This is a genomic window from Paenibacillus sp. JZ16 (genome assembly GCF_015326965.1).
Lineage (GTDB): Bacteria > Bacillota > Bacilli > Paenibacillales > Paenibacillaceae > Paenibacillus_AQ.
The window spans coordinates 185144-205534 of sequence record NZ_CP017659.1 but is presented as its reverse complement, the minus strand read 5'-3'; the positions used below and the strand labels follow the sequence as shown (position 1 = coordinate 205534).

Annotated in this window: 21 protein-coding genes; 3 read left to right on the top strand and 18 right to left on the bottom strand. The window is 47.9% G+C overall.

Annotated features, from left to right (window positions below; translation table 11 throughout):
• Positions 1 to 26 precede the first annotated feature (26 nt).
• The 10 genes from BJP58_RS00915 to BJP58_RS00870 all read right to left on the bottom strand — a co-directional run bounded on the left by BJP58_RS00915 (position 27) and on the right by BJP58_RS00870 (position 11970).
• A complete protein-coding gene (locus tag BJP58_RS00915) occupies positions 27 to 749 on the bottom strand; it encodes a methyltransferase domain-containing protein (RefSeq protein WP_194542394.1) in 723 nt (240 codons plus the stop codon).
• A complete protein-coding gene (locus tag BJP58_RS00910) occupies positions 736 to 1893 on the bottom strand; it encodes a type III polyketide synthase (protein WP_194542393.1) in 1158 nt (385 codons plus the stop codon). The genes BJP58_RS00915 and BJP58_RS00910 overlap by 14 nt, the downstream gene beginning before the upstream one ends.
• Positions 1894 to 2156: 263 nt before the next feature.
• On the bottom strand, positions 2157 to 2687 hold the full coding sequence (locus tag BJP58_RS00905) for a hypothetical protein (protein WP_233354848.1): 531 nt from the start codon (positions 2685 to 2687) through the stop codon (positions 2157 to 2159).
• Positions 2688 to 2863: 176 nt separating this feature from the next.
• Entirely contained in the window at positions 2864 to 4150 is a 1287-nt protein-coding gene (locus BJP58_RS00900; RefSeq protein WP_194542392.1) for a Gfo/Idh/MocA family protein, read from the bottom strand.
• A gap of 27 nt (positions 4151 to 4177) precedes the next feature.
• The gene (locus BJP58_RS00895; RefSeq protein ID WP_194542391.1) at positions 4178 to 5065 is read right to left on the bottom strand and encodes a carbohydrate ABC transporter permease; all 888 of its coding nucleotides are present in this window, start codon (positions 5063 to 5065) and stop codon (positions 4178 to 4180) included.
• A gap of 20 nt (positions 5066 to 5085) precedes the next feature.
• Positions 5086 to 5976 carry an ABC transporter permease gene (locus BJP58_RS00890; RefSeq protein ID WP_071221825.1) on the bottom strand — a complete coding sequence of 297 codons (891 nt, stop codon included), beginning with the start codon at positions 5974 to 5976 and terminating at the stop codon, positions 5086 to 5088.
• Positions 5977 to 6058: 82 nt separating this feature from the next.
• Complete coding sequence (locus BJP58_RS00885) at positions 6059 to 7783, bottom strand: extracellular solute-binding protein (protein WP_194542390.1); 1725 nt, start codon at positions 7781 to 7783, stop codon at positions 6059 to 6061.
• A 120-nt stretch (positions 7784 to 7903) separates the two neighbouring features.
• A complete protein-coding gene (locus BJP58_RS00880; RefSeq protein ID WP_194542389.1) occupies positions 7904 to 9247 on the bottom strand; it encodes a response regulator in 1344 nt (447 codons plus the stop codon).
• Positions 9240 to 10997 carry a sensor histidine kinase gene (locus tag BJP58_RS00875; protein WP_194542388.1) on the bottom strand — a complete coding sequence of 586 codons (1758 nt, stop codon included), beginning with the start codon at positions 10995 to 10997 and terminating at the stop codon, positions 9240 to 9242. The genes BJP58_RS00880 and BJP58_RS00875 overlap by 8 nt, the downstream gene beginning before the upstream one ends.
• A 190-nt stretch (positions 10998 to 11187) precedes the next feature.
• Complete coding sequence (locus BJP58_RS00870) at positions 11188 to 11970, bottom strand: phytanoyl-CoA dioxygenase family protein (protein WP_194542387.1); 783 nt, start codon at positions 11968 to 11970, stop codon at positions 11188 to 11190.
• 124 nt (positions 11971 to 12094) lie between these two features.
• On the opposite strand from BJP58_RS00870, the gene BJP58_RS00865 reads away from it, so the two are divergent.
• The gene (locus BJP58_RS00865) at positions 12095 to 12982 is read left to right on the top strand and encodes an AraC family transcriptional regulator (RefSeq protein ID WP_194542386.1); all 888 of its coding nucleotides are present in this window, start codon (positions 12095 to 12097) and stop codon (positions 12980 to 12982) included.
• A gap of 79 nt (positions 12983 to 13061) precedes the next feature.
• Here the strand turns inward: BJP58_RS00865 and BJP58_RS00860 are convergent, their stop codons facing one another.
• Both BJP58_RS00860 and BJP58_RS00855 read right to left on the bottom strand, forming a co-directional pair.
• Entirely contained in the window at positions 13062 to 13817 is a 756-nt protein-coding gene (locus tag BJP58_RS00860) for a siderophore biosynthesis protein (protein WP_194542385.1), read from the bottom strand.
• A gap of 21 nt (positions 13818 to 13838) precedes the next feature.
• Entirely contained in the window at positions 13839 to 14315 is a 477-nt protein-coding gene (locus BJP58_RS00855) for a hypothetical protein (RefSeq protein ID WP_194542384.1), read from the bottom strand.
• Between the two features lie 125 nt (positions 14316 to 14440).
• On the opposite strand from BJP58_RS00855, the gene BJP58_RS00850 reads away from it, so the two are divergent.
• Together BJP58_RS00850 and BJP58_RS00845 are read left to right on the top strand one after the other, a co-directional pair.
• Complete coding sequence (locus BJP58_RS00850; protein WP_194542383.1) at positions 14441 to 15091, top strand: hypothetical protein; 651 nt, start codon at positions 14441 to 14443, stop codon at positions 15089 to 15091.
• 102 nt (positions 15092 to 15193) lie between these two features.
• Positions 15194 to 15679, top strand: a complete 486-nt coding sequence (locus BJP58_RS00845; RefSeq protein ID WP_194542382.1) for a hypothetical protein — start codon at positions 15194 to 15196, stop codon at positions 15677 to 15679.
• A gap of 110 nt (positions 15680 to 15789) precedes the next feature.
• Here the strand turns inward: BJP58_RS00845 and BJP58_RS00840 are convergent, their stop codons facing one another.
• From BJP58_RS00840 to BJP58_RS00815, 6 genes are all read right to left on the bottom strand, one after another.
• On the bottom strand, positions 15790 to 16239 hold the full coding sequence (locus BJP58_RS00840; RefSeq protein WP_194542381.1) for a DUF1569 domain-containing protein: 450 nt from the start codon (positions 16237 to 16239) through the stop codon (positions 15790 to 15792).
• A 92-nt stretch (positions 16240 to 16331) separates the two neighbouring features.
• Positions 16332 to 16595 (bottom strand): DUF4181 domain-containing protein, encoded by a 264-nt coding sequence (locus BJP58_RS00835; RefSeq protein ID WP_233355099.1) that lies wholly within the window; start codon positions 16593 to 16595, stop codon positions 16332 to 16334.
• Between the two features lie 126 nt (positions 16596 to 16721).
• Entirely contained in the window at positions 16722 to 17042 is a 321-nt protein-coding gene (locus tag BJP58_RS00830; RefSeq protein ID WP_233354847.1) for a hypothetical protein, read from the bottom strand.
• A gap of 378 nt (positions 17043 to 17420) precedes the next feature.
• Entirely contained in the window at positions 17421 to 18059 is a 639-nt protein-coding gene (locus BJP58_RS00825; protein ID WP_194542379.1) for an RNA ligase family protein, read from the bottom strand.
• A gap of 14 nt (positions 18060 to 18073) precedes the next feature.
• Entirely contained in the window at positions 18074 to 19033 is a 960-nt protein-coding gene (locus BJP58_RS00820) for an AAA family ATPase (protein WP_194542378.1), read from the bottom strand.
• 165 nt (positions 19034 to 19198) lie between these two features.
• Positions 19199 to 20341: a GntR family transcriptional regulator gene (locus tag BJP58_RS00815; protein WP_233354846.1), complete on the bottom strand. Its 1143-nt coding sequence runs from the start codon at positions 20339 to 20341 to the stop codon at positions 19199 to 19201.
• Positions 20342 to 20391: the final 50 nt, after the last annotated feature.

The window sequence follows — 20391 nt, the reverse complement described above, 5'->3', positions numbered from 1 at the left end:
AACATTCATTGCTAACGAGTAGAGGACTAGCAAGTCCCCTGTTTCGGGATAACAACGGAATAACGGAACATCGACTTCCATTTATAGGTCATGGTGTCGTGATTGAGCTGCTTTTTCAACTCTCTCCAATCCTTCCCTTTAAATCCCTTAGCAACCGATAACGGACCATCATGGCGGATATAACGATTGCGGGAAATGATACGCGTCGTAAGCCAGACTGCCGTATAAGGTACCGGATGCCGATGAATATCATTGATCACGACCCCGTAAATAGAAGCTCTGAGCATATGCATCACCATCTCCACCAGCTGCTTACCCTGGAAATGATGGATGAACTGGGAACCTGTCACAATATCAGCCGATGCATCAGGTAAATCTCTAACATCGGCGCGCCGAACTTGAATCCTCGGTTCGTTCGTAAACAAGCGCTTAGCCTCATCGCATGCTTCTTTTGTCATATCGACCAAGGTGATATTCAGCTTGATGCCCCTTTGATCCGACCATTGCAGCAGCTTCTGGTTTACATCGCCTGAACCTGCTCCTACGTCCATGATGCTAAGGGTACTCGGGCAGCCAATCGATTTCCAAAGCTTCTCCACGCCATCTAAGGTAGGACCAGGCGCTGCGAAGATTCGATTCAGTCGCCTTAAGTGCTTCAGCGCTTCGATCAACTCTTCCCCTCCCATGGAAAAGTCATCCATAAGCTCCTCTTCCTGCGCCCGGATGGATAATGTTCTAAAGAAGGACATGGTCCAGATCCTTGACCGATGACGTATATGCCTTCATGTAGGTAAATCGCATAAGCTCCGCGGTCAGGCCTGGGCCGAAGGCCATGGCTACCCCGTCGGTGGAAGTTTTGTTCAGCTCTTGCATCTCCTTACGCATCGCACTCAGCACAAACATAATGGTCACGGAGGAGAGATTCCCCGCTGTTCTTAAAATGTCCCTGCTGTACTTGGTTTGTTCATCGGTCAGGCCCATGACTTCTTGGACAGAATCCACGATGCCCCTTCCGCCAGGATGGATGGCCCACAATTCCGGGAGCTTATCTCCTTTCAGCAGAACACGTATTTCTTCCTCCAGGTGAGTACCGAGCAGCTTGGGAATACGCGGCGATAAAAAAAGATCAAAGCCTGTATTGCCTACCTCCCACGTCATATCCTCCGTTGAATCCGGGAGCACGACCGAATAACCCGAGCCGAGCTCCAAATAATGTTGATGATCCGTTTCCGGGTGACCGATAACACAAGAGGAGGCACCATCACCGAAAAACGAAGCAGCAAAAAGCGCTTCCCTCTCCTTGACCGGCTGAAAATGAAGGGTGCAAAGCTCCACGCACACAATCAGAACCTGTGAAGCCGGCGCTCCTCTGACAACATCCCTTGCCATTTGAATCGCTTTAAGGCCCGCAGCACATCCCTGAAATATCAACGGCAGACGATTGACGCGCGGAGAAAGCCCCAAATGGCGAATCAACAGCACATCCATGCCCGGCTGGTATTGGCCCGTGCAGCTGACCGTAATGAGATGCGTGATTCGATCCGGTGAGATACCGGCATCTTTCATTGCCTTCTCGGCTGCTTCTATGCCAAGCGGGAGGGCTTCCCGCTTGTATGTATCCATTCGTTCCTCGGTAGTCGGGATGTCCGATTCGTCATGGGAAGGCAGATAGCGGCATTCTTCCGATGAACCAAGGTAATTGGATTCACAAGTATAACGAGTTTCGACACCACAGGATCGAAATACTCTTCGAGCAAAGCGGGCCAGGTCGGGTTGATCCTGCAGCGTAGAAGCAATTAAATCCGCAATATCCGACTGTGCCACCGAATGTACCGGCAATGCAGTGCCCATCCCGAGTATCCCAACATCGGATATACCGTTTGAATGTTTCATGCTAACCTCCTGTATCGTCTTGGAATAAAACATGATTACCCGTACCTGGGCATTTTGAATTCGTTCAAAGACATACTCTTGAGATTAGGATAACCCGAGCATAGCAAATTATATCCAATTCAAGCCAAACGCTTTATACGCATGACCAAGTCGCAAAAAAAAAAAAAAAAACACGGTTTTCGTGGTTTCCTTAGCTACATATGATGGTTACGCTTTGTAAAAGAAAACGCGATTGGCTGGTGATCCTGAACGCGGATCCTGCGTTAAGACTCGTCCAACTGACTTCCTGGAAGCTCAGCATTGACAAGAAGCACCCATTGGTTTACTTCATCGTAACCGGATACCTCGGCAATGACCCGATAACGAGGGTACATCCATTCAGCAGGGGAGCGTGACTCCAGAGCGCACGTGTCAGTCAAGCCTACGGCCCGCGGTTCCAACAAGTTAATCAATGTGCCTTGCGGAAAAAAGGCCTCGATGAACCCTTCCACTTTAGCGCCGACTGGAAATAAACGTTGGGTCTGATGCCAGTCCTCCATGCCGGCTTGCAGCTGTTCCAACCAAAGCTCCTCGAATGCAGCTTGACTGAGTTCTGAATAATAGGGTTCCTCTGGATTAAGAGGATGCTCCGCCAGCATGAAATGAGAGGATTCGTGCTTCCGGTTGGATGTAATGCAGCTGCCATCCTCATAAAGAACGATCTGCCTATATGCCGTGCCGTTGTTATCAATTTCAAAATACCAGGTTCCCATCCCCGGCTCCTGAATATCTTTTAGATATCGTATAATCGTCATCTCCTAACAGTTAAAGCAAACCTTCAAGAAATTCGGCTGAATTTCTAGGTTTATTTTAACATAGCCAGCCACTCGGGAACGGCGACTTGCTCAGATAAATCAGATATATCTCTTACCTTTCTAGAATACAAAACAAACCCGATTGCAGCAGCAACCAGGCTTGAGTATCTACATATTTAGTTCCCGGACTTCGTGCTCATTGATGGGCTAAACTGCTGCTCAATTTCCGTTAGGGAGATGACCTTTCCATCCACTCTCGACTGCTCAGCCGCAAACGCCATGAGATGACTTTGAACGGAACGGCTTGCCGAAGTCAGCCCTTGATCGTTTCCCCCTGACTGCACCAGTCTCAGAAAATCCTTGATCAGGCCCATATCACCGCCGCCGTGTCCGACATGCCCGCCTCTATCCTCAAAAGATATTCGCTCGATCTTGCCGCTGCCGAAGTGAATGATCTCGATCTCATTCTTCTCCATGGCGCCGCGGATTTCCCCGCGGGTTCCCATCAGCTTGATCGTGCGGCTGACATCTCGCGTAAACGCACTCATCGTAAATGCAGCCGTCACGGTGTTGGCAAATTCCAGATTGACGACCTGATGGTCCACAACGTTATTATCGCAATGGTATACGCAGCGGCCATATGGCCCCTCCAGCAACGCCTTGTAACGGGCATCATAACTCATATCATCACTGATCGCCGACGTTGGCCAATTCGTATCCTCTGTCAAATATAGATCAGGCGCATAATAGAAACACTGATCCGAGACCGGGCATCCATCCAGACAGCGCTTGGGTGCGCCTTCCGGTGCCTGCGCTGCCGTAAAATGACTCAGTGAGCCAAAAGAGGATACACGAAGGCAATCCGAGTCGGCAAGCCAAAGCAAAATGTCGAGATCATGACAGGATTTGGCGAGAATCATAGGGCTGGAATCTTCCTTACGACGCCAATTCCCCCGGACAAAGCTGTGCGCCTGATGCCAATAGCCCACGTTCTCGTTATGCTGGATCGACATCAATTGGCCAATGGTCTCACCCTCCAGCAGTTCCTTTAAAGTTGTGAAAAACGGCGTATATCGCAGCACGTGACAGATAGAAAACACCAGCCCGGCCTGCGAAGCCATCTCGCCCATCCGGATGCACTCCTCGGGATCTGGAGACATCGGCTTTTCCAGCAGCACATGGTAACCGGCCTCCAGCGCCCGCATCGTCGGCTCGAAATGCTGCTTATCCTGGGTGCATATCAATACCGCGTCTGCAAGCTTGGGCCCTGCAAAGAAATCATTCCAATTCTCGAAGCAGGCCGAATCTTCAAGGCCATGCCTAGCTTTAAACTGTTCCCTCCGCTGCTGATTCGGTTCCGCGACGGCAACCACCTCAAGCTCATGGGGATGGAGCAGGGCATATTCCATATAATTGATGCCTCGCAGCCCTGCTCCGATGAGGGCAACCTTAACTTTATTCATCCGATTCTTCTCCTTTTTTGCAAGCACTTATTCTTTAACGCTGCCAACCGTCATCCCTTTAACGAAATACTTCTGCAGGAACGGATAGACGACCATGATCGGCAGCGCTCCCATGAATATTTGGGCAGTCCGGAGCGTTTTCTCGCTCAAATTCTCCATCGCCTTGATCTGCTCGATCGATATCGAGGTCATTTGGGAGTTGATTGACATAATGAGCGTGGATAAATAGGTTTGCAGCGGATATTTATCCGGTGAATTCAAATATAGAATTCCATCAAACCAGGCATTCCAGTGTCCCACGATGGTAAACAAGCCGATCGTTGCAATAGACGGCAGGGAAACCGGCAGGTAGATACGCCATAATATTCTCCAGTGTCCGGCGCCGTCAATCGTTGCAGCCTCTTCCAGCTCCTTCGGGATCGTTCTGAAGAAGTTCAACATGAGGACCATGTTCCAAACATTGAGCGCCCCAGGAAGAATCAGCGCCCATACGGAGTCAATCAAGCCGGTATTCTTTACGATCATATAAGTGGGAATCAAGCCCCCGCCGAAAAACATCGTAATGGCAAAAAACCACACGTACGGCGTTCGGAACTTAAATTGATAATTGGATTTCGATAAGGGGTATGCGGTTATGAATACCAAAAACATATTCACCGCCGTTCCTAATACAACCCGTGTAAGCGAAACCTGAAACGATCGAAAAAACTCCACCTTTTCACCCAAATACCGGTAAGCATCCAGGTTGAAGCCGACGGGCCAGAGCCTCACTTCTCCCGCCATCGCCGCCGTATTCGAGCTTAACGAAATCGAGAGCAAATGAATGAACGGAATGATGCCGAGCAAGGTGATTGCGGATAGAACCAGCGTATTCAAGATTACAAACAGCCTTCTGCTGATCGTTGGTTTGTGCATTTTCCTACCTCCACTCCAGCCTAAAAGATCCGATAATTGTTATATTTATAAGCCGCATAGTACGTCACAGCCACGAGTGCCAGGGAGATGACGGATTTAAAGAAGCCGACTGCGGCGGCAGGTCCGAATTGCTGACTGAACATTCCGAGTCTATAGACGAAGGTATCGATAATATCCGCACCTTCATAAACCGTCGGGTTGTACATAATCAAAATCTGTTCGAAACCGGCATTGAGAATTCCGCCAAGACTTAATACACCCAGCAGGATGAGAATCGGTGCCATGCCGGGAAGCGTAATATGAATCATCTGTTTCCATCTTCCCGCTCCGTCTACTTCTGCAGCTTCATACAATGTTGCATGGATTCCTGTTATGGCTGCGAGCATAACAATCATGTTATAGCCCATTCCTTTCCATACGTCCGAACCGATAATGATCCCACGGAACCAGTGGTTATCCAGCATAAACATGATCGGTTCCATATCGAGCGCACCCAGCAAGCCGTTTACCGGACCATTCAAGGAGAACAATTCTATGATGACGCCTCCAAGCACCGTCCAGGACAGAAAGAATGGCAGGAAGATCGCGGATTGGATAAAGCGCGAGAACCATCTTCGGGTAACTTCGTTGAGAAGCAGTGCCAGGATCAGAGGCACCAGTAAAAACAAAATCATTTTAAATACGGAAATGACAATGGTGTTCCACAGTACCTGCTTGAAATCGGGCAGTTCAAATACATATCGAAAATTATCAAAGCCAACGAAATCCGAGTGGAAGAACCCGGCCAGCGGCTCAAACTGTTGAAAAGCCATCACGAGACCGGCCATAGGCCCATAAGCATAAATTAACGTGACGATAACTCCAGGCAGCAACATCAAATGCAGCAGATATTCTTTTTTCAGCGTTCTCACAGATGAACCTCCCCGTCCATTTAAAACGGGAGGAATCTGCCAACTTCATAAAGGCTTATCCTCCCGTTCTGCCATTCAAAGATTATTTGGCACTCTGCTGGCCGTACCAATCGTTGACCTCTTGCGTAATCTGATCGCCGCCAAGCGACTTCCAGCTCTGAACGAATTTATCAAATTCGTCCAGCGAAGCACCCATAACGATCTTGGTGAAGGTTTCCTGCATCAGTTTATCGAGCTGGGATCCCTTCTCCACCTGCGTTGCTGTAGGAAGGCCGTAGAATTCATTGTTCACATAAGCCTCATTTTCTTTGATTTGACGCGTCATTCCCCAGCCGCCGTCTTTCGCCGCCCGACTGAAATACTGGCCCCAATTCACGCCTTTCGAGGCATCTGCGGTATTACCGGCAAGGTAATCCTTTGTTGCTTTGAAGACGTCGGCCACATTTTTGTAGTTCTCGTCATCCAGCGTGATTTCCGATTGGTTCGCGTCAAGCGCTTTGTTTACTTCCGTATAGATCGTATCGATTTGGGCCGGATTATAAATCCGTGGGTTGAACCAATTGTATACATATCCTTTTTCCGCTTTATTCTGATCCATGTACTTTTTGTTGCCCATCTCGATGTAGAAGTTGATCATCTTAATGGCAGCTTCCGGATTCTTCATTTTTTTGTTCACGACCACGAGCTTGTTGCTGCGAATTTTGGGCACCATCGACTTCCCGGGTCCATCCAGCCCGGGAATTTGAAGGGCAATCCATTCTGCCTTAGGATCTTTATCGACATTGAGATTCAATGGCCAGTTCGGATACCACCATTCGCCGTAGGAAATGCCGACCTTGCCTGCGGTAATATCTTCAACGGACTTGTTCTCGTCCTTCAAGGCAAATTCCTTATCCAGAATTCCTTCCTTGTACCAGGACTGAAGCTTGCCCAGGGCGGTCTTTACTTCCGGCTGAATGAGTCCAGGTATAAGCTTGCCGCTGTCGTCCTTAATCCAGGCCGACTGATTGTCCCCGATGGACGGATAAGCGCCAAATCCATTGAAGAAACCTCTCAGGTCAAAGCCCCAGAAGAACAGATTCTTCTGCATCGCGATACCGTACGTGTCACTTTTACCGTTTTGGTCCGGATCCTGCTGCACAAAAGCCCTTGCAACCTGTTCCAGCTCATCCATGGTTTGCGGCGACTGCAAATTCAGGTTGTCGAGCCAGTCCTTCCGGATCCAGAGCAGCTGGGTAGACAGGAAAGGATCCTCAAATCCGGGAATCGCGAGCAGCTTGCCTTCCGACGTAAACGTCTTCATCGCAAATCCGCCGTCAGACTCCATGTACTTTTTCAGTGCTGGTGAAGCAAAGTCGTTGTAAGCTTGGGTAAGATCGGCAAGCATCCCCTGCTTCTTCAGCTTCTCGAAGTTCTTCTGGTCCAGTTCCATCACATCCGGCAGATCCGCCGAAGCCATGGCTAATGAAAACTTCTGTTCAAACTGGCTGGAAGGCACCGTCCATTTGTACTGAACCTCAATGTTCAGCATATCTTTGAGATCTTTGAAGTAAGCATTCTGTTCAGGTGTAATCCCTTGCGGCGTCCGCGGATCCTCCGGCGGATTGTAGCCGAGCACTTGCGTGACCGTGACCGTTTCAGGATATTTGCCTAGAGGGTCGGGCGGTGCTGTATTGGTTTTTGCACCCTCTGTAGAGGTTTTGACCGGCGTCCCTTCAGATTCTTTTACCTGATTCGAGCATGCAGCCATTACCGAAAGCGTCATCGTGCTAATCAACATCATCTTCGCTAGTTTGATCCATCTCATGATTGCTTTCCCCCTTTATCTGGCGTAATCTTGAAATCCGTGCTGCCTACGTCTCATTATAGATTCCGGCCGAAAGCGCTATCAATTTTAAGTTTTTTACATCTCTTTCACTTTTTTTACTTATTGGGTATTTCGGTATTCCTGAGGGGAAACCCCCATCTTTTTCTTGAAAAATGTCGTGAAATAAGAAGCAGATTCGAATCCGAGCCGAGTGGCAATCTCCTGCAGTTTCATATTCGTATGCAGCATCAGATGGAGCGCTCCCTCCAGCTTCTTCGACTGGATATACTCCAGCAGGTTCTGCCCTGTCAGCTGCTTGTAGTAGCGAGACAGATAGGACGGGTTAAAATGGACTTCCTCCGCAATCGCGGTCAAGGAGACGTCCCCGGATAAATGCTCCAAAATATAGTTATGGATCTGGTCGATCACATCGAATTTCATATCATCCTGCTTGAACCGGTCGTAATCTCGCCCGTTATCTTCAAGCTCTTTAGCCTTTTCAATGTCCACAATGACCATATTTTGACCAAGCGCAGCCCTGCACTGCAGCATGGATTGTATAACATCAAGCTGCTGCCCCGAGGTATCCCACTTATGTAGCAGATTGCCGGATATCCCGAAAGAAACATGAACACCGAGCAGTTCCTCGCATTCATTTTGAACCAGCTCCAGGATGCCCTTCATATAGGATATAAACCTGTGCCAATGCAGCTCATACTCCGGCTCATCCCCGCGAAAACGATTCCGAAGCTCCGCATCCGGCTGCAGCAGCCATACCTGTAAGGCATCGTCCAGAACAGCATGCTCACATGTAAATGAGGAGGGCAAATCGTTGATAAACGTCATCTGAACAGCTTGCGCCACATCCTTTGTTTTCGTCTCCGCTGCGCCCCTGATCCTTCCCATGATAAAGAATGCCGGCTGGTCTACATCAATGCGGAACTCCACTTCTTCATAGCGAGGCTCGGACAATAAACGATGAACAGGTTCTCCTTTCAATACCTTACGTATCAGCTCCCGTTTCAGCAGAGGCTCGGCGATTTGAAAATGCACTTTTGCCTTTTCCGCCTGGATTCTGCGACGATTCTCCTCATCAAGCTTTGAGGAGGCCTCTTGAACAGCTTGAAAAATCGGATCGATTCCTTCGGTTTTCAGGATGTAATTATCCACGTTTTTTCGCAGTGCTTCATGTACATAATCAAATTCACTGTAACCGGTCAAGAAAATGATTCGGCAATGCGGCCAATAGTATGTAATTTCATCTATCAGTTGAAGCCCGTTCTTATGGGGCATTCGTATATCGCTGACGAGAATGTCCAGCTTCACTCTCATGGCAATCTCCAGCGCTTCCTTGGCGGAATAAGCTTTGCATACATCCAGTTCCAATTGTGCATGCTCCTGAAATAGCTGAACCAAGCCGTTAACGATGACAGGTTCGTCGTCTACGATCAACAGTCTATACATGATGATGCCCCTCCTCTATCCCATCGATGATCATGATCAGATCCACCTTTAAGCCGCCATAGGCGCTGCGCGAGATGAATAATCCACTGCCTGGCCCGTATTTAAGCTGAAGCCGGTTGTTCACGTTGACCAAACCTGTTTTTTCAATATGCTTCGAATCCATCGCAAGCTTATCCTGCAAACGCTGCAGCATGTCATTCGTTAGCAACTTCCCGTTATCCTCCACCGTCACGCGCAATTGTCCTTCCCGGTAATCGCTGCTGATGTACAATTTCCCCTCCTCCATGCCGTCTTCGAACGCATGCTCAAACGCATTTTCTACAATAGGCTGTATGATGAGTCTCGGAACGGTAATGAACGGAGGGATGCCCGAAATTTCTCTATGCTCATATGTTATCCGGTTCGAGAAGCGGATGCCTTGAATCTCGCAGTAATCGAGAGCATGCTTGTATTCCGTATAGAAAGGAACCTCGTCGGAGCCGCTTCTCGTGATGTATTGATAGTAGCTTCCGAGCTTTTGCGAGAGCTCCGCTGCGCTGTCCGAGTCTCCAACCTTGCACATCATATAAATATTGAAGAAGCTGTTATATAGAAAATGCGGATTGATCTGGGACTGCAGCTGTTTCAGCTGCGAGTGCTGCAGTGCTAATTTTTGCTCATAGTTTTCCTCAATCGAATGTTTGAGCTTATGCGCCATCCTGTTGAACCCGTTAAATACGTAATGAAACTCATCTTTGCTTCTGGAATCGATCATGATGTTCAAATTATCGGTTTCGATCATATGAAAGGCTTTGACAAGCTTGGACAGAGGCCTGTGGATCATCAGATTAACCGAGAACGAATAGAGCACCATGACGGTCACCGCTAGAATAAACAACGTATAAAACCATGTAATGAATTGGCTTAAAGGCCGCGTGATTTCATTTTGGTTCACATACATGACCAGGGACAGATGCAGCGCGCTAACTTCATTCTGGATGATAAAATAGTCTACGCCATCCAGTTCCCCCGTCCCCGATACACTTTGTTCCGGGCTGGGATTGTCCAGGATATGACTCAAAATCTCGGATGACTCATCATCCCGCGAAGCTGTCGTTAATATGGTCCCCCCTTCTTTACTCCCGAGTAATACTTCGGATTCCGGATACAGCTTGGCAATTTCGCTTAAAGCCCCCAGCAGCTTGGATCTGGAAATTTCGATGTAGGACCAGATGCCGCCGTTGTTTTCGGTCTCAATCAGAAAAATCCGGTCACCGCTGCGGTAAAAAGAAGGCTTGGGCATAACCGACATCATGGAAGATATCCGTTCCATTTCCTTATTGGGCGTGTTGGTTACGCCCGTTGTGGTGGAGATCGTTTTCCCGATATCTTTTACGTAAACACCGGCGCTTACAATGTACTCGCTGGAGACCATGAGGGTTGCAAGCCGATCCCTGACCTGGTCAATAAGCTCCACCTCTTCATAGTCTTCCAGCATGCTGCCCCGAAAGCTCAGCTTCTGCAGATCCTTGTCATTTAACAGCTGCAGCTGTAAATTCCGGATAAAATACATCTCTTTATCGAGCTGTTTGGAATAGAAGGATGCGCCCGCCGTCGCGGAGTTCAAGAGGGACTCCTTCGTAACGGACATCCCCTTATAATTCAACCAAATATTCATCGAGATGAGAGGAAGTAATAATAGAATAAAAACGATGACGATTTTCTGATATACAAACCATTTCGATGCTTTGCCCGGAGCCTGAAGTTTCATGCGTTCCCCCCATTTTGTATCAACCGATCTATTATCATCTAGTATAGGGGGGCTGGCTGACATTACAACGAAATATTTTTACATGTTAGTTGTGAACATGAACAGCCATGAATTTCAGGCATAGAAAAAAGCCCCGCAGGGGGCTTTAAGCTGCTTTAAATTCAGCAAAGGGATCAGCACTATGATGTGGTCACTTCGAACCGATGATTTCATATTTTGGCTTCACGTTGTTGAAATCCGGATTGGTTCCGCTTACCATTAGGCCCATTCCCCAATCGAAGTGAACATCCGCTGTAGGGACATCCGCTGCATCACGATATTGGTATAGGATGTTTCTCCGCGTTCGATCGCTCCGGTTCACGTCCGAGCCATGAATGGTCAAGTAATTAAAGAAGAGCACATCGCCCGCCTTGGCTGGGCACGGGGTTCCCGAAGATAATGGATACTCCTTGTGGTTCAAATAGTAAGCGCCGATATGCGGCAAAACGCCCTGTTTATGGGACCCCGGCACAACGCATAGGCAGCCGTTCTCCATATCGGCATCGTCGAGATGAACGCTGGCTGCTAACATGGTGTGATCGCGATGTGGGAAATACGGATAGTCTTGATGCATGGGAAACGCGGCCCCGTTAGCAGGAGGCTTCACCAGCATTTTCGAGTGATGCAGCTGCACATTCGGTCCGATGATTCCGTTCAAAACTTCTGTCATACGGGGATGGATTGCCGCTCGCATGAACGCGGCATCATGATAGTGCACATCGTGAAAACCTTTCAGGACCAGCTTCTTAAGCTGCTCAGGCGGCAGGAAGTCACCTTGCCAGGCATGGTTTTGATCCGATTTGGCGCGTGCCGCCCTCTGGATGATCCCATCAACTGCCGCTCTCATATCCTCAACTTCCTGTTGATTATAAACGCCCCGGACCAGCAGGTACCCATTCTCTTTGTAAAATTGCACATCCTTCTCGTCAATCATCACCATGCACCCTCTCGATATTTTATGGAATATCTAGTTTAATTATAGTAAGGGCAAGCGAAATCGTATTTGCACGGGGATGACGACGTTTTGCAAAATTACGCCAAAGGAGCTGTAAACTGCCTTGTATCATTGGAGCCAAAGCGAGGAACGCCTTAATCGTTATGCGGGACGGCTTGAGGGTGAAAGCCTCTCATTTCTTGTCCATTACTGGGGGACCGTCCGGCATTTGACGGCCAATTCCATACATCGGCATTCATTCTATGAGATATGTTATGTGGACGGCGGGACCGGTGTATATACGGACGAAAATCAGACTTATCCCTTATATGAAGGGGTAGCTTTCTGTACACGCCCAGGTCGGTTACATCAGATTAAAGACGTTCACGATCTGAATCTGTTGTTCGTTGCGTTCGAAGCGATAGAGAAACCGTCAGCTCCCGATGTATCGGTGAAATACATGGAAGCGCTTGATCGATGTGCTGTTTGGACCGAGCATGCGGGCGAATCACCCGCCACCCAAATATGGAAATCCATGCTGATCCGGTCGGAATCCGATGACTCGCTGCCTGCATCGCTTCTGCCCAAGCTGGCGCATGTACTCCTGCAATCCTTTCCTGGACTGCTCGGGGCTTCCGGCAGCTTCGAAAGCGCTCCACTCCTATCATCCGCGCTACAACTCATTCAAAAGGCAAAGTTGTACATAAGAGACAATCTCAGCGGGCCTGTGTCACTACCCGAAGTGGCGGCTTACCTGAATGTGTCCGAGCGGCAATTATCCCGATTGTTTGCGGAGAGCATTCATGAATCCTTTACCACTATGGTTCGCACCGAACGAATCCGGGCAGCCGAGTTAATGCTCCAGCACACCCAAGATCCCATCAAGGTGATTGCAGAGCGAACCGGGTTCTCATCCGTTCATTACTTCACAAGACTGTTCACCAAGTTCAAGGGCATCCCCCCTGCCGCTTATCGAGCGAAATGGGCCTTAGAGGCGGATCAACAAGAATGATCTCGCAGCCCTCCATTCACGAGGCTGCTTGTATTTCTAACCTGGACATTCGTCATCATTGCCTAGGTTAAGTCGCAGTTCAAGTATATTCCAAGCAAATGACTGCCTTGCACAGTTCCTTTGAGTAGAATAGATATAACGCATCAGCCCCGTAGGCCTGAAAGAAATATCCCGTTAACCGACCTATATATGTAAATGTCTCTCCCTCCGGCGTACGAGGCACATGGAGCAGATTGGTCTGCTCAAACCTGAGCCAATCTTCCAGCGACTCGCCCTCCTCCTGCAGATCCCGCTGGGCTTCTTCCGACATAAATCCGATGTCATCCAGGAGTCCGTTGATCTCAGGAAAGCTCAATCCCCAGCCCTTCTCCAGCTTTTCCTGGTATTCACTTTTCAGCTCATCCGACGATCCGGCAGCGCGACCGAACGACGAGTATGGGAAGATATGTCCCTTCTCTTCATAGAATTGCTTGCGAGCCATGAAGTCCCGCTCATTGTCGGCATAGGCTTCTATCAGTGTTTCATGATCGGGTTCCTGCTCGAGCAAGAAGTAGTTCCAACCGGTCTCGAAGCGATATTTACCATCCACCACATCAAAACCAAACATATCCTCCTTCGTGTACGCCGTGTGTTCGGAGGCCGTCTCTTCACCGACACTGCCTTCGTGAATTTCTTTAACGGATACAAAGTGCAGCCACTGATCCTCCTCGGGAAAGAGACATTTCAGGTTCAGGGAGAGAATCGGGAGAAAATGCTGCCGGTACCGCTCTATATCGCCATCAAAAACATCCTCATAAGCTGGAAAAGGACGAATATGCGATTTTGATATATTCATAATTGCTCACTCCTTAGGCTTTTATGAATCCATGAGATTCACAAATCGTTTCATCTTCTGCTCAAAAACTGTATCATAGCGGAATTGCCGTGGGTATCGATCTTCGCGCAGCAGTTCGTACAATACCGATTGTCCTTCCTGATAGCGGACCGCAAACTCACATTCATCATAAAATTTGCGGGATAGCCGGCGAATCTCGTTATCCCCACTATGGCTCCGCCAACCCAATTGAATCATATCCAGCTGATCCAGCGGATCGCGATACGTGTCCAGCACGATGCAGGAAACCGAATCCTCCACCTCACGGAATACCAGAACATGTCCGCTGTTCACGGGACTATCGAAGTACCGTTCATATATATTTCTTACGGGAACGGTTATGTCAAGCCGATCCATCACCGCTTTGAAGTTCGGGTGTACCTTATACTCGTCAGAGCGTTCATCCGGATACCATACGAGCTCGGAAATCGACGCTGTTATTTTGAATTCATATTTCATCTCTCGTTGCCCCCTCATACGGGATATTCTACCATGTTTCATTCCTGAGTTTGTATTCCCCACGCTTAACCCACGGTGACTTGGCGTGTTATAATTCGATTAATATGCTGGAAGGGATGAAATAAATGCTGGAACTGGAAGCCGCTTTAACGAGATTCATAGAACAACAGGACTTATATAATCGGGATTTCGGGCTCTTCACCGATCATGAAATACGACAGCGGTCCGAGGTCCGGATGCCACCCGTGGATGAACGTATCACGCTGTCCCCTGAGCTGACCTATCTATATAGCCATTATGAGATGATTGACGCTATGGCCGAAGGAACCCATAAAATGAAAAACGCGGCGGTTGAGATCGGAGAATCGGCGGTTATCTACTTTGTTTCTCCTGAGCATCTGGCCCGGCAGCAATTGGGTTATCGCTGGATTAGCGACGGTGGTGAAATCGTGGAATCGAGCACTTGGCTAGCCCATCACCTCGTCATTGCCAATGTGAATGATGATCCGCTGATTGTAGACGTCCAAGCCAGTGGTTCGCCCGTATATGCCGCATTCGAAGGTGGCGAGCCAAAGCTGATCGCGAATTCGCTTGCGGATTGCTTTCACGCGCTGTCCATTCTCATTCAAGGTGCTCTTCATTTCCAAGGTGAAACCAGCGACGAAGAAACCTATGAGACCAAACCGGATTTTCTCGCCCATGTGATGCCATCACTGACTGATCTTTTGGGAAGCGAGCAAATGGATGCCCTGCTGGAATATTTATCGCTTCAGTAAAGATGTCTGATCGTTTAATCTAACCGTACCATTACAAGGTATATGTAATCGAAAGGTGCGATGATTCAATGTTCATAAGAGATAATAAATAAGGAGATTCGCATGACAGGAACTTTAACTTTAATCCGTTATAACGGAACCGAAAAACACGCTTTGGCCGGATCCAAAGCCTATGCAACCCGCAGCCAAGTCAATGAACGGCCGCAAATCATGCTCTGGTTCGAGACAGAGACGGAACCCGAGCCGCTCCAGTCTTTACCGGACTCGGATGAATTATTGAACAATCCGGATGCGGAGCTTACGATTTATCTGGATACGTTAAAACTCGATGTCTTTGCTCCGCTGGAATTTACGATTGCCCAGGGTTATAACGAGAACTCCAGAAGCCTGGATGCAAGGCTGTATTATTTTGAACACCAAGAGGTAAATGATAACCGGGGACGCATTGAGTATCGAGGAAATAGCGTATTTTACGTATATTGGACGGGGACGACGATGGACGTCAACTATTATGACGGCAGTAAGCCGAATACCCGATTGGAGCTGGAAGGCGAGTTTACTATGGAGAAATACGAGGATTGGTTATAAAGAAAAATAGATAATATGCAGCAAAACCCTTCAACCCCGTAGAGCCAACCTTCGTTGGGATGGCTCTACGGGGGGATATAAGCATCCATACTGCACAGGTTTCTTGAGCCTTAAACACCAAACTGTTTCAAGTGATGGTCCAGATGCTTGTATAATCCCCTCCCCCATTGCTCCGGAGTCAATTTACCGAAGAATGCATGAGGATGCGTGGTACATTTCTCAGGTCCGTTCTTTTGGAATGCTACTATTTTTTCTTTCAATTGTTCTTTTTCCGTTTCAAATTCCCTTGGATCCGCAATCAAAATATCCGGAATCGTAGACATATTGCGGGGTAACGGTTTTTCATTATAAAACACAGGCTTCGCAAGATTCCCGACCAACCTGCCTAACCAACCTCTTGGCGGGTTTGTGATGCCCATGGCGATATCTTGGAACGCGGAGCAGTGAGACAGCATGTGGGCAGCATCCATTTTTCCCCATAACGGTTGTGATTGATCGCTTAATGTGTCGATTCGGTTTAAGATTTGAGTCATATCTACATGATTGAACATATTATTCATGTTAGCCTCTCCCCATAATGTAATCCATGTCTAAACACCTGATTACATTATAGCTGACCCATCTCCGGGACATTTCTTTTTGATTGCTTTTTTTAATATTTTAATAAGAGAATGAATATCATCAATCCTGTGAAGAAAAGCGAAACTGAAGCCAATAGGATTGAAACTTGATGGTGCCTGCTTTCACGCATGTATTTCCACTCCATATATCCGCGAAAGCAGAAGATTACGGATAATAAGAACGGCCATATGGGATTGGGTCTGCTCCTATCCATCGTCCATATAAGGATGAGTATCGGAATTAATAAAGCCCATGAGCCCAGAAGATACCATTTATGCACCGGTGTATCACGCATCTCTTCCTCGCCGACGTCGATGATCTTCCTTAAGACCCATTGACCAACACAAATAACAAGGAGAATAAATGAGTATAACCCCTCCATTATCATCCTCCTTTAAGTGGAATAATAAGTAAGTTCTTCCTACAGCCATCTCATAAAAAAACCTTTAGACACCTTCACCTGTCTTTCGCGTGCCCAAAACTCCAGCTGCCTGATTCCCTCCGTCTGCTCCTCCGCGAACGTAAAACATAACTTTAGAGGTACGATTGCACGCCCTTTCAGTTTAATCCCGACCACCGGTTTCCTGTCATGGTTGATCAGCAAACATTTCACAGCTACAACGTTAATTACTGTACCGTTTATGACGATTCCGTCTTGAGTTATTTCCAACATGCCTGGTTTCATCAGATAGGTTCGATATACGGAGATGAGGAATACGGCGGAACAAAAAACTAACCACACCAAGCAGGCATAATAAAAGAAGTCCCTTTCTTCATGGCCTCTTATTATATTTCCAAGAAGAATAGCGATTAAAATCAACATCGATATCATCAATCTGATCCCTGAAGGAGCAGAAACTCGAAACATCTTCATATTCATCTTTACACTCCTATCATGAAATAATGATGGTCTGTATTCTGATCCATATGTATAGGTTCATTATACTTGAACTAACAAAATGTGGTGACCCTATGTACAAACAACAATAAAAAAAGCCCCGATTTAAGCGGCAGCTCCTGTCTTTATCCATTTACATTATCTCATATAAAAAGCAATCTGGAATTACATGATCAGCACCTCATTTTCTAATATTTAATGTTTATTACACTCACCCATCGTCTATTCCGCAGTTGCCAATTGATTCGGTTCGATCGGTTTGCTTAGCCAATGTTCGTCGGTTTGTACGTGATTCTTGCGAACGAACTTGGCAACGCTGCGCTTAAAGTCGTCATATGCAAATGCGGAAGCCAGCCGAACCACATAACCTTCCTGCTCCCCGCCGCAGTCTGACTGCTTCGTATAACAAGCCTTGGCAGCATCCTCGTCCCAGATTCCCCGGTACAAGACAGGAACCGTGACCAGCCCCAGACGTTCCGCCCATTCCTCCGTCTCATCCCATGACAGGCACACATTCAACTCATTCCATACGGAGAACAGCATGAAGTAGGACGGCAGCGCCGAATACAAAAGCGAATGCTTGGCATATACGTTTTCCCCGCAGAGACGATAACCCTCCGGAATCATATACTTGATGCCCCCATGCAGCGTCTTCACATAATGACGGGAAGGATGATCCTTGCTGTCCAGCGATCTCGCATGAATGAAACCGGGGTACATCGTGGTGTTCTCCCCGTCCATTTTCTCGGTAATGACGACCTCCTGTCCCGTAAAATGGTCCGTGTTTCGTAAAATCTTATCGTCATCCGTATACCCTCTGGACCAAGGCAAATGCATCGTTTTGGGATACTTTATTTTCATCGTTGTTCACCTCCTTATTTGCCGAAGGTATCGGCTTCTGCAAAGAAATACAGCTCAGCCAGCCTATCTTCGCCTAACAAATGATAGATTTTGGATGCCCCTGCATCCCCTCCATGCAAAATTTCCATATGAAAGCTCACAAGTTGAACGACGTGCTGAATGAATGCATCATCATACCCAAGGTCCTTCAATGTATGGCAGGCAATGCTTGCCGATACGTGCTCGTGCCCATAATAGGAATAGTACCCTCTTGCTTGCTTCCATACTTTGCAGAACGGCTTGCCCGCGTCATGGAACAGCGCTGCTAATTGCATAGCCAGCAGATGCTCGCCTTCATAGAAAGCATTGATATATTCCAGCACGGCATACGTATGCTCCGACAACGTTTTGGAATGATGCGGATTCTCCTGATCATATCCCAGCATCACATTGAAATAGGGAGATTGGGACAAGTAGAGAAATAACTCATCATGACCCGCTCTGCGTGTTAACAGCACTTCCAGTTCTTCTCTTGTAAGCTGCGTTTCGCCGTGCTCATGAACGAGATGCAGATCACTGAATCCTTCTCTCATGACAGGAAATTCAAGGTTCTTGGCATATTTCGTCATGATCTTCTCGTCGAGCCGGCGTTTTCGTCCCTTGACTCTTTCCAAAGCCACTTCATAAGGGGTTGTGCAGATATGGCATTCCACCGATCGTTCGCCAAATCGCTTCAGGAACTTCTGTCTCCGCTCCCGGCTGACATTGGTGGCATCAAAAACGACATTTCGTCCGGACGCAAGCGCCTGTTCGATCTCGGCGAAAGCTGCATCAAATACCAGATACGTATTTTTCTGTTTGGATTCGCTGCCGAACAATCTTTCACGGATCGAGTCCGTCGCAACGATGACGGCCCGCTCGCTTTTGCATAATTGTTTGGCATAATAGCTTTTTCCGCTGCCGGGTATCCCCACCAGCATATGAATGGTACACATGTTGTTCACCTCCTCCATGCCTCTAAATAATGTACCATCCTTGCGGAGTGATTGAGTAAGTAGAGAATTTTTATACTCAACTTTTACATACCTATAAAAAGGCTGATTGCAACAGGAAGAAGCCCTGCCCGGCAATCAGCCTTCATATCATCCTTTCTATCCTATCTACTTCGTGACTTTCCCTCTCGGAGCTGCTGCGGTTGTATCACGCTCCACCAGCTTGACGGGGATCAGTGTCCGGTCCGGTGTCTGTTTCCCTCTCTCGAGCCAGTTTACAACATGTTCGGCAGCTTGGCGTCCAATCTCGTAAAAATTCTGCTCAACGGTGGTCAGCGGAATCATGACATGCTCTGTGACAGGATTATTATCAAAGCCTATGATCGAAATATCCTCCGGAATACGGATCCCTCGTTCCAAACAGCGGTTCAGCAGGTTGGCGGCGATCAGATCATTCTCCGTCTGAACAGCCGTTACCCCTTCCGTCCGGTAAGAGTCCAGCAGCTCATTATAAAATCGTTCAAAGCCAACCTTCTCTCGATAATCCTTCATATTCAGCCTGATATAACGGCTATCCACAGGAAGTCCATGGTCCTTCAGCGCTTGGCAGTATCCGAAATACCGGTTGCGCACCGAAGAGGTTGATTCAATGCTGACTGCTGTAAGAAACGCGATCTTTCGATGACCGAGCTCAATCAGCCTGGATACGGCTTGATAGGATCCACTGAAATTGTCAGAAACCACCGCCCCAAGCGGCAGACTGTCAAAATATTTATCGATCGTCACGATCGGATAATCCTCAAGGCAAAGTCGATGCAGAATGTCGTAATTCGTCTGATCGTTCCGCGGATACAATATAATGGCCGCAATGCCCTTTCGGGTCAGCATTTCCAGCAGATCGCGTTCTTTCTGGGAGTCGTAGTCGCTTTGGTGAATACTCAAATAGTAACCGTTCGCGTTGAGCCAGTCCGAAGCTCCGCGAATATATCCCATCGTGCCGCGATCGTCTTCGGAAGGCAGGATCAGCGATATCATTTTATCCATTCCAACCGACCGCTGCTCTTGCCCACGTTGCCGGGGTTTAACAAAGCTGCCGCTTCCTTTGACACGGTAGATAAACCCGTCCCGCTCCAGCTCCTCAAGCGCTCTTCTTGTTGTAATACGGCTCACGCCGAAGGTGGAGCTTAGCTCGGACTCCGTAGGAAGCTGGGCTTCAGGAGCATAGTGGCCTGAAGAAATTTGTGATTTCAGCTCATCCATCATCACGCGATACAGCGGTGGTTTATTGTCTTTGGTCAACTTGGTTCTCATCCCATCTATATCTATTTTCCAGTGTAAATCTTGTCGTACTAAAATTATAG